Source organism: Micromonospora sp. M42 (assembly GCF_000568915.1).
Classification (GTDB): domain Bacteria; phylum Actinomycetota; class Actinomycetes; order Mycobacteriales; family Micromonosporaceae; genus Micromonospora; species Micromonospora chalcea.
On record NZ_KK037233.1, the window covers coordinates 87472 to 102548 of the forward strand.

Here is a 15077-nt window from a genome sequence, read left to right on the forward strand (position 1 = left end):
TGGATCACATCGGAGGTTCCTATGAGGAGAATGACCATCCGTCGCACTTCTGCGCTCCGCCTGGTGTCGGGCGCACGCCGGCTGTGGATCGAGTGGTGCTGGTAACTGCCGGTCCGGCGGGCGCTTCCGGGCGCCCGCCCCTGCGGCGGTGGGCCCTGCGGTGACCGGCGGGCCGGAACGTTACGACTGCCACCGCGACCACGGGCCGTACGCCGGGGTCTCGGTCTTTCTGGGTCGGGTCGCCGCCGACCGGCCCCGCCTGGCGGCCCGGCACGCGGTCGAACTGCGCGCGATCGCCCCCCGGCTCGATCCGGCGGCCCGGCCGGCCGCCGAGGAGGAGCCGATCCGCTTCCACCCCGCCCGCCGTACCGCCTGCCTTGCCTACGGCGCGGCGGAGCTGGTGGCGGCCTGGGCCGGCACGCTCCGGCGGCCGGTGACCGTCCGGTTCGATCACGTCGCCAGCGCCGACGAGACGACCACCGAGCTGCTGGACGCGCTGGCCCGCCGGCTCGGGCCTTCCCCGGTGCGCCTCGACCTGCGCGACGAGGGCGCCCCCGACCCGGCGCCCGACGGGCGCACCCCGCAGGCGCTGCGGCGGGCCCTGGGCGACAGCCTGGCCCGCGGCTACTACCACCACGCGGCCCGGGTCGCCCGGCGCGGGCGGGCGACGGTCACCCCCGACGGCGACCTGCGGCACTGGTGGGCGTTCACCACCGGCCTGGCCACCGCCCTGGCAGCCCTGAACCGGGCCGCCGAGGCGCTCGACCTCTACGACGAGGCGCGGGCCGTCACCGACGATCCGAAGATCACGATGTCGGCGGCGTACGCCACCGCCATGCTGCACGCCCGGCACCTGCCGGCGGCCGAGCAGGACCCGGCGCTGGCCCGGCAGTGGCTGGAGCGGGCGCTGTACCTCGCCGCCGAGCTGGCCGACCCACGCCAGCGGCTGTTGTCGACGGTCTTCTACGAGCAGGGCCTGGCGCTGCTGGACAGCCGGGCCGGCCGGCCCGACCGCGCGCTGCGGCTCGTCGACGACGGACTGGCCCGGCTGACGGCCGCGCTCGGGCCCGGCGAACGCCCGCAGGACCTGGCCCGGTTGCGCCACAACCGGGCGCAGGTTCACCTCGCGCTGGGCGACCCGGCGCGGGCGCTGGCCGACCTGGACACCGTGATCGCGCACGACCCGGACAACTGCGAGTACTACGTGGACCGCGCCGCCCTCTACCGGGCGGCGGGCCGGACCCGGGCCGCGATCAGGGACTACGACGCCGCCATCCGGCTGGGACCGCACCTGCCCGAGGCGTACTACAACCGGGCCGTGCTCCACCAGGAGCGGGGCCGCCCCGAGCGGGCGCGCGCCGACCTGGAGCGGGTGCTCGCCATCGAACCCGGGCACCTCGACGCCCGGATCGCCCTGGTCAACCTGCACGTGGAGCGCGGCGAGCTCGACGCCGCCGAGGCCGGCGCACGGGCCGGGCTGGCCGGCGCTCCGCACGAGCCCGCGCTGCTGTGCACCCTGGGCCTGGTTATCGCCGAGCGCGGCCGGCCCGCCGAGGCCGACGAACTGGAGCACGAGACCGCTGAGCAGGTAGGTCAGGGCGGAGCCGAGCAGCGTCGCGGCGACCGCTACCGGGTTGGCGTGCACGATCAGACCCAGGGCGGTGCGGATCTCGCCGAGCTGGGGGAGCAGCAGGTGCACGACCAACCCCAGGACCAGCAGCTCCAGGACGGTGCGGCGGCTGATCCGGACCACCTTCGCCGCCGGGCGGTCGCGGTCCGGACTGCGTCGCAGGATCTCCTGGCGGAGGCTGTCGAGCATGCCGGGCCGGGCGCGCAGGGCGGTCCGGCCGGCGCGGGACAGCACCGCGGGTTGCAGGAACGGCACGCTGTCCGCGACCGCCGCGACACCCAGGCGGTCGATCGCCGCATCGACCACGCCGGCCGGGTCGACCCGGCCGGCCAGGGCGACCATCAGCTCGACGACGTCGCGGGCCCGCTGCTCGGCCGAGGCGTCGTCGGCGCCGAAGCCCAGGTCCACCAGGTAGACGTGGTCCCGGCCGACGAGCACATTCGCGGCCCGCAGGTCCCGGTGCGCGATGCCCACCCGGTGCAGACGCGCCACCTGGTCCCAGGCGTCGCGTACGGCGGCAAGCGGGACCGGCCCGACAACGGCGTCCAGCGGGGCGGCGTCGATGAACTCCTGCACCAGCACGGCGTCGCCGCCGGGCGCGGCGGCGGTCGTGACGACGGCCGGTATCCGCACGCCGGCACGCGCGGCGAGCAGGGTCAGACAGGTCTCGTGTTCGCTCTGCTGCCGTGCGCTCAGGTACGGCGGCGCGTCGGCCACGTGGCGGTAGCGCATCCGCCGGTAGAGCTTGTAGACCCAGTCCGCGTCGCGTTGCTCGCCACCGGTCACCTTGACGAACAGTCGCCGACCGCCGGTGGTGACCGCCTGCCACGGCTGCGAGCCACGGGCGTCGCCGTGGATCGGCGCCAACCATGCCACCTCGATCCCGCGCCGCCGCAGCGTCGCCCGCAGTGCGGGCACCGACCGTTGCGGCCCGACCTCGCCGACCACGAGTCGGGCCAGACACACCGCGAGCCAGCCGACGAGGACACCGCCGGCCACATCGATCGGCAGATGCGCTCCGACGTGGATCCGCGCGACGGCGACCAGCCCGATCACCACCCAGGCGGCGCGGCGCCACCGGGGGCCGCCGGCCCGCGCGGCGACGAGCGCCAGGGCGGTGGCGACCGCGACGTGTCCCGACGGGTACCCGAGGCGTCCGGTGATCGTCTCGCGCAGGACCACGTCGGTGAACAGCGCCGCGGGCCGCTGCCGGGCGACCGCGGCCTTGACGGCTGCCGCGAGCCAGTACGCTAGATTCCCGGCCAGCAGGAGAGTCCACGCGGCGCCGATGCGGCGTGCGATGACGGCTGCTGCGGCGGCGACGAACACCGCCGGGTACGAGCCGAGCTGCATGACCAGGACCAGGACCGGGGTCAGCCCGGCCGGAAGGTGGTTGAGCAGGGTGAACAGGTCCTGCTCCCAGCGAGGCACCCGGTGGCTGCGTACGGCCGCGCTGAGCGCCGCCAGAAGGCACGCCGAGACGGTCAGGCTGACCAGCAACGCCGGCGACGGGCGATGCGTACGCGCTCCCACCGGTCCTCGGCCGCCCCTCGTCCGGCACCGTCCCTGCCGTCGACCCGAACCCTACGTTTCGTCCGCCCGCGGGAGCCGCTTCTCTCTCACCGGCCACTCTCCGGGGCGACAATCATCGGGTGGACAGGATCCTGGCGGTGCTCGTGGGGCTGCCGCCGCTGCTCGTCCTGACCCTGGTGATCGTCCTGCCGGCCCTGGAGTCCTCGACGCTGCTCGGGCTGGTCGTACCGGGTGAGACAGCGATCCTGATCGGCGGGCTGGTGGCCCACGGTGGCGCGCTGCCGCTGTGGGCGGTGGTGGCCGCCGGGGCGGCCGGGGCCTGCCTCGGTGACCAGGCCGGGTACGCCCTCGGCCGCCGGTACGGCGCGGGTGTGCTCGCCCGCGCCCCGCGAGTGCTGCGCCGGCGCCTCGACATCGCGCGGGCCCGCCGCCTGGTCGCCCGCCGCGGGGCGTGGGCGGTGCTCATCGGACGCTGGGTGGCGGTGCTGCGCGCAGTGGTTCCCATGATCGCCGGCGCAGGTGGGATGCGGTGGCCGGTGTTCCTGCGGGCGAACCTGGCCGGCGGCCTGGTGTGGGCGGCGGCCGTGGCGCTGCTGGGCTACCTGGGCGCCGCCTCCTACCGCTATCTGGAACGGGAACTGGGCATCGGGGAGTGGGCGCTGCTGGCCCTGATCGGCGTCGGCGTGGCGCTGCGGGCGTGGCAGAGGGCACGGCGCGAACCGGCCGACGGTGAGCGGGCAGGCCAATCACCCGCGCGCGGTGGGGCGGATCGGTAGCGTCACTCGTGGGGGTGGCCGGCGACCGCGGAGTGCGCAGTGGGGCGAGCAGACGACGGGCGCGCGGCGTTCTGGGCCGGGCCGCTGCCGCAGGCCGTGGCCACCGTCGGAGCCTCCACGGCCGGGCTCACCGGTGAACGCGCCGCCGCCCTGCTGCGCGAGCACGGGCCCAACCGGGTCGACGCGGGCGCCAGGCGGGGCTGGCGGCTCCTGCTGTCGCAGTTCACCAGCCCGATCATCCTGATCCTGATTGCCGCGACCCTGCTGTCGATGGCCGTCGGGGATCTGATCGACGGCACCATCATCCTGGCCATCGTCGCGGCCAGCGGCGGCCTCGGCTTCTGGCAGGAACACGCCGCCGGGCGGGCCGTCGACGCGTTGCAGGCCCGGGTCCGGGTGGACACCGAGGTGATCCGCGACGGGCGTGAGGTGTCCGTACCGGTCGAGGAGGTCGTCGTCGGCGACCTCGTGGTGCTGCGCGCCGGGGACGTCGTCCCGGCGGACTGCCGGATCGTTGAGGCGGAACGTCTGCAGGTGGACCAGGCGGTGCTTACCGGCGAGTCGTTCCCCGTACCCAAGTCGGACGACCCGTCGCCGCCGGACGCGGAGCTGACCGCGCGCGGCAACGCGCTGTGGATGGGTACGCACGTGGCCAGTGGCACCGCGCGCGCGGTGGTGATGCGCACCGGCCGCGACAGCACCTTCGGAGCGGTGTCCCGCCGGGTCGCCTCCCGCCCCGCCAGCACCGGCTTCCAGCGCGGGCTGACCCGCTTCGGGCTGCTGCTCGTGCGGATCATGGTGGTCCTGCTGGTCGGCATCTTCGTCGCCAATCTGCTGCTGCACCGCCCGGTCATCGACTCCCTGCTGTTCTCGCTCGCCCTCGCCGTCGGGCTGACCCCGCAGATGCTGCCGGCGATCGTCGCGGTCAGCCTCTCCGCCGGCGCCCGTGCGATGGCCGCGCACCGGGTCATCGTCAAGCGCCTCGAGGTCATCGAGGACTTCGGCGCCATGACCGTGCTGCTGACCGACAAGACCGGCACCCTCACCGCCGGCACGGTCACCCTCACCGGCTGCCTCTCGGTCGACGGTGAGCCGGACGCCGAGGTGGCCCGGCTCGCGAGGCTCAACGCCGGCCTCCAGCGTGGATTTCCCAACCCTGTCGACACGGCGATCATGAGGGGGCAACCACCCGCCGACCCGGGCACCCGCATCGCCGAGGCGCCCTACGACTTCACCCGCCAGCGCCTGTCCCTGCTGGTGCGCGACGGAGACGAACCGATCCTGGTCACCAAGGGTGCGCTACGCGCGGTGCTCGACGTGTGCGCCACCGCACGCACCGCCGCGGGCACGGTACCGCTGGACGAGGTACGCGAGCGGGTCCTGCGACGGTTCGCCGCGCTCAGCGACCAGGGCGACCGGGTGCTGGGCCTCGCCGTGCGAGCCATGCCCGGCGTCACCGCCGTCGCCGTCGCCGACGAACGGGAGATGACGCTGGTCGGGCTGCTCGCCTTCCAGGACCCACCCCGCGCAGACGCCGCCGCCGCCATCCGCCGGCTCGCTGACATGGGCGTCACGGTCCGACTGGTCACCGGCGACAACCGGCACGCCGCCCGGCACGTCGCCGCCAGCGTCGACCTCGCCGGCGAACCGCTCGTCGGCGCCGACCTCGCCGCCTGCCCCGACGACCAGTTGCCGGAGCGGATCACCGACGTCACCGTGTTCGCCGAGGTGGACCCGCTGCAGAAGGAACGCATCCTGACCGCGCTGCGCCAACGCGGCGACGTCGTCGGGTTTCTCGGCGACGGCATCAACGACGCTCCCGCGCTGCACGCCGCCGACGTCGGCATCTCCGTCGACACCGCTGTCGACGTCGCCAAACAGGCCGCGGCGATCGTGCTGCTCGACAAGAACCTCGACGTGATCGCCGACGGCATCCGCCTCGGCCGCCGCACGTTCACCAACACCTTGAAGTACATCCGGGTCAACACCAGCGCGTCCTTCGGCAACGTCGTCAGCATGAGCATCGCCGCGCTCCTGCTGCCCTTCCTGCCGCTGCTGCCCCGTCAGGTCCTGCTGCTCAACTTCCTCTCCGACATCCCCTACACCACCCTGTCCACCGACTACGCCGATGCCGAGCAGATCCAGCATCCGCGTACCGTCGACGTCCGGACCATCCGCAGGTTCATGCTGGTGTACGGCTCGATCAGCATCGCCGTGGACCTCCTCGTACTCGGCGCCCTGCGCTGGTGGTGGCACGTGTCGACCGACGTCTTCCGCGCCGCCTGGTTCGTCCAGTTCACCGCCACCGAGATCATCGCGCTGCTGGTGCTGCGCTCCAATCGGAGTTTTCTGCGCAGCCGCCCCTCCGCCGCGCTCGCCGGCACCGGACTGTTGCTCATCACGGTCACCGTCGCGCTGCCCTTCAGCCCACTGTCCGCGCCACTCGGACTCGCCGCGCTCCCGCCGGTGGTGCTGGCGGCCCTCGCCGCGGTCACCCTGGTCAACGTCGCCGCCAACGAGACCGCCAAGCATGTCGTCCCGCCGGACCCGACCGTCGCACGGCGGGTGCCCCGCCCGTGACGGTCTCGCGTCCATCGGTGATCGCCTATTGACAAACAATATTAACAATTAGACCCTGCTGAGAGAGCGCTCTCCCGTCCCTGTCTCCAGCGAGGTGTCGCCATGCGTCTTCGAAGAAAGCTGCTCGCCGCCGCGTCCGCACTGCTCGCCGGGCTCGCGGGCACCGTCGTCGCCACGCCCGCCCACGCGGTCGGACCCGCGTTGCTACCCGTCACCGTCACCAACACCACCGGTCGCACCGACCCGGTCTACCTCTACGTCATCGGCGTCCAGCTCTCCTCCGGCCGGCTCGGCTACGTCACCGCCGGCGGCGCCTTCGTGCCGTGGAGCGGCGGGCAGATCCCGCCGTCGCCCGCGCCGGACGTCTCCATACCGGGCCCCGGCAACGGCGGCAGCACCACGATCCAGTTCCCCCGGGGCTTCTCCGGCCGGGCCTACTTCGCCCTCGGGCAGAAGCTGAAGTTCTTCCTCACCCCGGACGGACTGGTGCAGCCCGCGCCCTGGGCGGCCGGTGACGCGAACCGCGACATCCTCTTCGACTGGAGCGAGTTCACCTACAACGACTCCGGGCTGTGGCTCAACAGCTCCCAGGTCGACATGTTCGCGATCCCGCACGCGGTCACGGTGACCGGCGCCAACGGCGTCACCAAGCGCACCGGCGACGTGGTGGCCAACGGACGCAACGCGGTCATCGACGGCATCCGGGCGCAGCCGGGCTGGGCCAACACCGTCCACACCCGCTCCGACGGGACCGTGCTGCGCGTCCTGGCTCCGGGGAAGGCGGCCGGGGCCGGCCTGCTGAGCACCACCTATCTGGACTCCTACATCGCCTCCGCGTGGAACGCGTACACCACGAAGACGCTGACCGTGGCGCCCTTCGCCGACCAGCCGGCCATCCGGTACTACGGCCGTACCTCGGGCAACACCATGACCTTCACAAACGGCAGCGGCCAGGTGGTCGCCTCCTTCAACCGGCCCTCCTCGGCCAGCGTCTGGGGATGCGACGGCGACCTGCCCGCGCCGAACGACCAGGTGGTCGGCCCGATCTCGCGCACGCTCTGCGCGGCCCTCAACCGAGGCACGCTCGGCACCATCGACACCCAGCCCAGCACGAACGCCGCCGACTTCTACCGCAGCAACCCCACCAACCAGTACGCCCGCCTGATCCACGCCAACATGACCGACGGTCGGGCGTACGCGTTCGCCTTCGACGACGTCGGCGGATTCGAGTCACTGGTGCACGACGGCGACCCCCGTTCGGCCGGACTGATCCTCAGCCCGTTCACCGGAGGTGGGGGCGGCAACCCGGCCACCGGGGTGCCCGTGGTCAGCAACTGGAACAACAAATGCATCGACGTGCCGAGCTCCAACTTCGTCGACCGCGCGCCGCTGCAGATGTGGAACTGCAACAACACCAACGCGCAGAAGTGGACGTTCAGCGGCACGGCGCTGAAGAGCCAGAACAACAAGTGCATGGACGTCGACGCCGGGTCCACCGCCAACGGGGCGGTGGTGCAGCTCTACACCTGCAACGGCACCGGCGCCCAGCAGTTCACCCTGAACTCGGCCGGGGACCTGGTCAACCTTCAGGCCGACAAGTGCGTCGACATCAAGGACCGGAACGGCAACGACGGCGCGAGGCTCCAGCTCTGGGACTGCACGGGCACGGCCGGCCAGAAGTGGCGCAAGGGCTGACCGGCCCTGCGACGGGGGGCGGGGGCGACCGCGAGTCGCTCCCGCCACCCGCCGCGACGGCTCGCCGTCCCGCAGGACGGACGCGCCGACCACGTCGGCTCACCGCCCCATACGATGGACAACGGTGCTGGTTCGCCGTGCCCGTGAAGGGTGTGGCGTCGTAAGAGGGAACCCGGTGTGAGTCCGGGACTGCCCCGCAGCGGTGAGTGGGAACGACAGCCGTCATCGAAGCACTGGACCGTGAGGTCTGGGAAGCGACGGCCAGTAGGTGACCGGGCCGCCGAGTTTAAGCAATACCCGTGGTCAGCAACTGGAACAACAAATGCATCGACGTGCCGAGCTCCAACTTCGTCGACCGCGCGCCGCTGCAGATGTGGAACTGCAACAACACCAACGCGCAGAAGTGGACGTTCAGCGGCACGGCGCTGAAGAGCCAGAACAACAAGTGCATGGACGTCGACGCCGGGTCCACCGCCAACGGGGCGGTGGTGCAGCTCTACACCTGCAACGGCACCGGCGCCCAGCAGTTCACCCTGAACTCGGCCGGGGACCTGGTCAACCTTCAGGCCGACAAGTGCGTCGACATCAAGGACCGGAACGGCAACGACGGCGCGAGGCTCCAGCTCTGGGACTGCACGGGCACGGCCGGCCAGAAGTGGCGCAAGGGCTGACCGGCCCTGCGACGGGGGGCGGGGGCGACCGCGAGTCGCTCCCGCCACCCGCCGCGACGGCTCGCCGTCCCGCAGGACGGACGCGCCGACCACGTCGGCTCACCGCCCCATACGATGGACAACGGTGCTGGTTCGCCGTGCCCGTGAAGGGTGTGGCGTCGTAAGAGGGAACCCGGTGTGAGTCCGGGACTGCCCCGCAGCGGTGAGTGGGAACGACAGCCGTCATCGAAGCACTGGACCGTGAGGTCTGGGAAGCGACGGCCAGTAGGTGACCGGGTGGATCCGGTCGCGCCCGCGAGTCCGAAGACCTGCCCGCACCGCGCGCACCGTCCGGTGTGCGCCGCCGACGGTCGCTCGGGACGGCCGGTGCGGAAGCCGGTACGCCGTCTGTACCCCTTCCCTCCCCGCCTCGATCGGCCTCGTGTGCTTCGAGGGAAGGGATCTCCATGAGTACCGCATTCGGTCAGAGCACCGTGCTGGGCTATCCGCGTATCGGGGGCAACCGGCAACTCAAGAGGGCCGTCGAGGCCTACTGGGCGGGCCGGATCGACGCCGAGGAGTTGGCGGCGACCTCTGCCGCGCTACGGGCGAAGGTGTGGCGGACGCTACGCGACGCGCGCCTGGACGCGATCCCGTCCAACACGTTCTCCTACTACGACCACGTGCTGGACACGGCCGTCGCCGTCGGCGCGATCCCGCGCCGGTTCGCCCGTCTCGGCCTCGGCGACCTCGGCACCTATTTCGCCATGGCCCGGGGCGTCGATGCCGAGCCGGCGCTCGAACTGACGAAGTGGTTCGACACCAACTACCACTATCTGGTTCCCGAGATCGGCTCCGACACCACCTTCGCGGCGAATCCCGACAAGGCGCTGCGCGAGTACCGCGAGGCCCGCGAGCTGGGAATCGACAGCCGCCCGGTGCTGGTCGGGCCGGCCACATTCCTGCTGCTGGCCAAGCCCACCGAGGCGGGCGGCGAACCGTTCGACCGGCTGACCGACCTGGTCGACGTGTACGCCAGCATCCTGCGATCCCTCGCCGCGGCGGGCGTGCGATGGGTGCAGCTGGACGAACCCGCCTACGTCGCCGACCGGAGCGCCGCCGAGATCGACGCGCTGCGGGAGGCGTACACCCGGCTCGGCGCGGTGGAACAGCGGCCGGCGATCTTCGTCGCCACCTATTTCGGCGAGCTCGGTGACGCGCTGCCCGCCCTGCTCGACACGCCGGTCGAAGCGGTCGGCGTGGATCTGGTGGCCGGGCCCGGCAACCTGCGGCGGCTGGCCGGTGCGGGACCGCTGCGCGGCAAGACGATCGTGGCCGGCCTCGTCGACGGCCGCAACGTCTGGCGTACCGACCTGCGGGCCGCCGTGGCGGCCGGTGCCGCCGTCACCGCCCTCGCCGACCACGTCGCCGTGTCCACCTCGTGCTCGCTGCTGCACGTGCCGGAGGACCTGTCCGCCGAGACCGCTCTCGACCCGGCGCTGCGTCAGCGGCTCGCCTTCGCCCGGCAGAAGGTCGATGAGGTCGTCCGGCTCGGCCGCGCGCTGCGCAACGGCACCACGTCCCTGCCCGAGCCGCTGCCGCCCACCCCTGCCGCCTGGCGCGACGACACCGTACGCGGTCGGCTCGCCGCGCTGCGCGCCACGGATCGGCAGCGCGGCGCGTACCCGGAGCGTGCGGCGGCACAGCAGGCCCGGCTGAACCTGCCGCCCCTCCCGACCACGACCATCGGATCGTTCCCGCAGACCGACGAGCTGCGCCGCGCGCGTGCCGAGCACCGGGCCGGGCGTCTCGACGACGCCGCCTACACGCAGCGGATGCGCGCCGAGGTCGAGCACGTCGTCCGGCTCCAGGAGCGGCTGGGCCTGGACGTGCTCGTGCACGGCGAGCCGGAACGAAACGACATGGTCCAGTACTTCGGCGAGCAGCTGGACGGGTTCGCCGCCACCGAACACGGCTGGGTCCAGTCCTACGGCTCCCGATGCGTGCGTCCGCCCGTCATCTACGGCGACGTGGCACGCAGGGCGCCGATGACCGTCAACTGGTCCACCTACGCGCAGTCGCTGACCGACCGGCCGGTCAAGGGCATGCTCACCGGCCCGGTCACGATCCTGGCCTGGTCGTTCGTCCGCAGCGACCAGCCACTGGCAGACACCGCGGACCAGGTCGCGCTCGCCCTGCGCGACGAGTGCCGTGATCTCGAGGCAGCCGGTATCCGGGTCATCCAGGTCGACGAGCCGGCGCTGCGTGAGACGCTGCCACTGCGCAGGGCGGACCAGAAGGCGTACCTGGACTGGGCAGTCGGGGCGTTCCGCCTGGCCACCTGCGGAGTCGCCGACGACACCCAGATCCACACCCACCTGTGCTACTCGGAGTTCGGGGAGGTGATCACGGCCATCGACGCCCTCGACGCCGACGTCACGAGCATCGAGGCATCCCGCTCCCGGATGGAGGTCCTCGACGACCTCGCCGCTCTCGGATACCGCCGGGGTGTGGGGCCCGGCGTCTGGGACATCCACTCACCCCGGGTGCCGTCCCACGACGAGGTCGTCGGCGCGCTGCGCCGGGCCGTGGCCGCGGTGCCGGCCGAGCGGCTGTGGGTGAACCCCGACTGCGGCCTCAAGACGCGCGGCTATCCCGAGGTCGAGGCGTCCCTCCAGCACCTGGTCGCCGCCGCGGCCGAGCTGCGCGGAAACTGATCCACGCGACCGGGCGGGACGGCTCGTCGTCCCGCCCGGCCCGGGCCCGGTTCAGCCCTTGACAGGCCGTGCCCGGAGCGCCGAGGCTGCATGAAGTGATGTATGTCGATGTTACGGGGGCATGATGCGACGCAGGATCTTCGCGCTGGCTACAGCAGCCGCGGTCGTCGTCGGCGGGGCCATGACGATGGCGCTGCGGCCGGCCTACGCCGCGACGGCGTGCACGGTGGACTACACCATCACCCGGGAGTGGTCCAGCGGCTTCTGGGCCGAGCTCACCGTCACCAACCTGGGCGCTCCCGTCACCGACTGGTGGCTGCGGTTCCGGCAGGCGAACGGTCAGACGATCACCATGGGCCTCGACCGGCTGCCGGACGGATACACGCTGGGCAGCGGCGAGATGTATCCGATGACCATGCTCCGTCCGCCGGCGGGATCCACGCTGCCGACCGGCGCCTCGGTGACGGTGCGGTTCGGCGGCAACTACCAGGGTGCCGACCCCGAGCCGACCGACTGGGTGTTGAGCGGCCAGCCGTGCGACGGGGACGGCGCCGACCCGACCGGCTCGTCGCCGCCGCCGGCCTCGGGGAGCCCGCGGCCCAGCCCACTGCCGGGCGGGCCGTCGGTGGCGCTCACCTCGCCCTGCCCAATGACTTCTTCGCCGCGCCGGGCGTCATCCCGATCCGTGCCGAGGCCACGGCGGCGCCCGGCCGGCGGATCGAGCGGGTCGAGTTCCGCGAGCGCGGCAGGCTGCTCGCCGTGGACACCACCGCGCCGTACGCGTTCGACTGGCGCGGCGTGCCGCCGAACAGCGGCACCCGCGTCACCGCCACCGCCTACGACAGCAGCGGCGCCCAGGCCACCGCCGAGGTCCGCGGCATCCGGGTGCTCCCGCCGCAGGCGCCCGGCGCCGCGCCTGCGCTGAAGGCGTTCGGCAACCGCATCCTCACGGTCACAGCCAGTCCGAGGCCGTACCGGCCCCGTGGAATCATCCGGTCGGCCGCGCCCGGCGAATGCGCATGGGGACCGATCCACTGGGACGGCCCGGTCGACGACGCGTCGGTAGGCGCGCTGCGGGCCCGCGGCGTCAACGCGGTACGGGTCGTGCTGAGCGACGCCTGCTACGCCTACACCGGCAGCCCTGCCGATCGGCAGAACCGCGTCGGCTACCTCGACGAGGCGGCCCGGTACGTCGACCGGCTCGTCGGGGCCGGCATCACACCCGTCGTGTCGCTGCGGCAGAGCGACATCTCCGCCACCCGCACGTTCTGGAGCGCGGCGGCGGAGGTGTTCGGCGACGACAACGCAGTGGTCTTCGACATCTCGCCGTACGACTTCCCGGCGGCCGGCGGCACCGATCCCGCGGCGGTCTGGACCTGCTGGCGCGACGGCGGATCCGAGTGCGCCGGCGCCGGTCTGCCGAACTTCGGCGTGCAGGAGCAGATCCGCCTGCTTCGCGTCCAGGGCTCGTTCAACCTGGTCCTCGCCGCCGGGATCGACGGCGGCAACGATCTGAGCCGGTGGCTGGAATATCGCCCGGCTGACCCGGACGGCCGCAGCGTGGCCGCCGCCTGGCGCGTCGACGACCGCTCGGCCTGCGCCACGCCGGCCTGCTGGCGGTCCACGCTGCTCCCGGTCGCCGCCCAGGTGCCGCTGGTCGCCACCGACGTCAGCGCCGGCTCGGGGGCGCCGACGTTCGTACCGCGGACTGTCGCCTGGCTCGACCAGCACGGCATCGGCCACCTGCGCCGGTGACCGGGGGAGGGGAGGCCGCGGCCGGAGGGCCGGTCAGACGGCCGCGCGCGCCCACTGCTGGTTGGTGCCGCTGCCTCTCCTACCCGTACGACCCCTCGACCGGGTCGGCGTGGGCGGGACATCGCACATCGAGCCGTCCATCGACGTTCATCCAACAGATCGGCGTGCGTAAGCTCCACACGGTCGGATCCATGGAACCTACGGAGGAGGTTCCATGGATCGTCGAACGATGTTGCGGGCCACCGTTGTCGGTGCGGGCGCCCTCGCCCTGCCGTTCACGGCGTGGTCGGCGGCGTACGGAGCCCCGGCACAGAACGCGGCGGGGCCCTACGGCGGGCTTCAGGCAGCCGACGCCAACGGCATCCAGTTGCCGGCCGGGTTCACCAGCTCGATCGTCGCGCGTTCCCGGCGGACGGTGCCGGGGACGTCGTACACCTGGCACGACGCTCCGGACGGTGGCGCCGTGTTCGCGAACGGCAGCGGCTGGATCTACGTGTCGAACTCCGAGGTGTCGGCCGGTGCGGGTGGCGGCGTCTCGCGACTCGTTTTCAACTCCAGCGGGGCCGTGGTCGGGGCGTCGCGGATCCTCTCCGGCACCAACAACAACTGCGCCGGTGGCAAGACACCGTGGAACACCTGGCTCTCCTGCGAGGAGGTGTCCCTGGGACGTGTCTTCGAGACGTACCCTCTCGGCGGGACCGCGGTGGCGCGTCCCGCGATGGGCCGGTTCAAGCACGAGGCGGCCGCGGCCGACCCGGTCCGCCGCGTGGTCTACCTGACCGAGGACGAGACCGACGGCAAGTTCTACCGCTTCGTGCCGGCCACCTGGGGCGACCTGTCCGCCGGAACCCTCCAGGTCCTCCGCGCCGGTACGGCCACCTCCGGCACGTTCACCTGGGCCACGGTGCCCGATCCGGACGGCTCGCCCACCCCGACCCGGCAGCAGGTGTCCGGCGCGAAGACGTTCAACGGTGGCGAGGGCTGTCACTACGCGGACGACACCGTCTGGTTCACCACGAAGGGCGACAACCGCGTGTGGCAGGTCAACCTGGCCGCCGGCACGTACGAGCTCGCCTACGACGACAACCTGGTCAGTCCGGGCGCCCCTCCGCTGACCGGGGTCGACAACATCACCGGGTCCACGGCCGGGGACCTCTACGTCGCCGAGGACGGCGGGAACATGGAGATCTGCATGATCACGCCGGACGACAAGATCTCGGTCTTCCTGCGGATCACCGGACAGAGCGGTTCGGAGATCACCGGGCCGGCGTTCACCCCGGCGGGGGACCGGCTGTACTTCTCCTCGCAACGCGGCACGACCGGCTCGTCCTCCGGCGGCATCACCTACTGCGTCACCGGTCCGTTCCGCCGTTGACCGGCTCCCGGTCCCGCCGGCAGTGACCACACGGTGAGGGACGCCCGGTCCTCACCGGGCGTCCTTCACCGGCGTGCTCCACGCGGACGCGCCGGGACGACGGCCTCTCGACGTCGGGGTGTGAAACCGCCGATTCCGCCGGCCGTCACGGCACGTGGCCGGTTCCTGGCGCATTGACATCGGCGCACCGGCCACAGCAGACTGTCGCGACAACTCAACCACCGCGTGTACGTGCGGGGGAAGACCGGTCGAAATCCGGCGCTGGCCCGCAACGGTAGGCCGCCCAGAGAACTCTGCGGCGGCGAGCCCGAATACCCGTCGTACGCGTGCAACCGCTCCCCACCCGTCGTGGCCCACGGGTCGGAG

6 protein-coding genes, 4 pseudogenes and 3 riboswitches are annotated in these 15077 nt (G+C 72.5%); of the genes and pseudogenes, 9 read left to right on the forward strand and 1 reads right to left on the reverse strand.

Going from position 1 to position 15077, the window contains the following annotated elements:
- Window positions 1-835 precede the first annotated feature (835 nt).
- Window positions 836-1492, forward strand: a pseudogene (locus MCBG_RS33355) (tetratricopeptide repeat protein); the annotation flags it as partial.
- Window positions 1493-2635: 1143 nt separating this feature from the next.
- On the opposite strand, the pseudogene MCBG_RS33360 reads toward MCBG_RS33355, so the two are convergent.
- Window positions 2636-2983, reverse strand: a pseudogene (locus tag MCBG_RS33360) (phosphatase PAP2 family protein); the annotation flags it as partial.
- Between the two features lie 299 nt (window positions 2984-3282).
- Between MCBG_RS33360 and MCBG_RS00265 the strand changes: the two are divergent.
- From MCBG_RS00265 to MCBG_RS00295, 8 genes and pseudogenes are all read left to right on the forward strand, one after another.
- Window positions 3283-3939 (forward strand): DedA family protein, encoded by a 657-nt coding sequence (locus MCBG_RS00265; protein WP_051610836.1) that lies wholly within the window; start codon window positions 3283-3285, stop codon window positions 3937-3939.
- Between the two features lie 39 nt (window positions 3940-3978).
- Window positions 3979-6519, forward strand: coding sequence for a magnesium-translocating P-type ATPase (gene mgtA / locus MCBG_RS00270; protein ID WP_051610838.1), 2541 nt, complete (start codon window positions 3979-3981; stop codon window positions 6517-6519).
- A 102-nt stretch (window positions 6520-6621) separates the two neighbouring features.
- Window positions 6622-8214, forward strand: a complete 1593-nt coding sequence (locus MCBG_RS00275; RefSeq protein WP_043322876.1) for a beta-1,3-glucanase family protein — start codon at window positions 6622-6624, stop codon at window positions 8212-8214.
- Between the two features lie 118 nt (window positions 8215-8332).
- Window positions 8333-8534, forward strand: a riboswitch (cobalamin riboswitch).
- Window positions 8508-8885, forward strand: a pseudogene (locus MCBG_RS00280) (ricin-type beta-trefoil lectin domain protein); the annotation flags it as partial. It overlaps the preceding riboswitch by 27 nt.
- A gap of 111 nt (window positions 8886-8996) precedes the next feature.
- A riboswitch (cobalamin riboswitch) is annotated at window positions 8997-9216 on the forward strand.
- Window positions 9217-9331: 115 nt separating this feature from the next.
- Window positions 9332-11581 carry a 5-methyltetrahydropteroyltriglutamate--homocysteine S-methyltransferase gene (gene metE, locus MCBG_RS00285; protein WP_043322884.1) on the forward strand — a complete coding sequence of 750 codons (2250 nt, stop codon included), beginning with the start codon at window positions 9332-9334 and terminating at the stop codon, window positions 11579-11581.
- Between the two features lie 187 nt (window positions 11582-11768).
- A pseudogene (locus MCBG_RS34970) lies at window positions 11769-12059 on the forward strand (cellulose binding domain-containing protein); the annotation flags it as partial.
- 56 nt (window positions 12060-12115) lie between these two features.
- On the forward strand, window positions 12116-13336 hold the full coding sequence (locus MCBG_RS32805; protein ID WP_043322887.1) for an Ig-like domain-containing protein: 1221 nt from the start codon (window positions 12116-12118) through the stop codon (window positions 13334-13336).
- Window positions 13337-13550: 214 nt separating this feature from the next.
- On the forward strand, window positions 13551-14711 hold the full coding sequence (locus MCBG_RS00295; protein ID WP_043322890.1) for an alkaline phosphatase PhoX: 1161 nt from the start codon (window positions 13551-13553) through the stop codon (window positions 14709-14711).
- 201 nt (window positions 14712-14912) lie between these two features.
- Window positions 14913-15049, forward strand: a riboswitch (cobalamin riboswitch).
- The last annotated feature ends 28 nt before the right edge of the window (window positions 15050-15077 follow it).

Excerpts from the sequence above, each read along its gene's own strand:
- metE (WP_043322884.1), top strand. The coding sequence starts at position 9,332 with ATGAGTACCGCATTCGGTCAGAGCACCGTGCTGGGCTATCCGCGTATC.
- MCBG_RS00295 (WP_043322890.1), top strand. The coding sequence starts at position 13,551 with ATGGATCGTCGAACGATGTTGCGGGCCACCGTTGTCGGTGCGGGCGCC.
- MCBG_RS00275 (WP_043322876.1), top strand. The coding sequence starts at position 6,622 with ATGCGTCTTCGAAGAAAGCTGCTCGCCGCCGCGTCCGCACTGCTCGCC.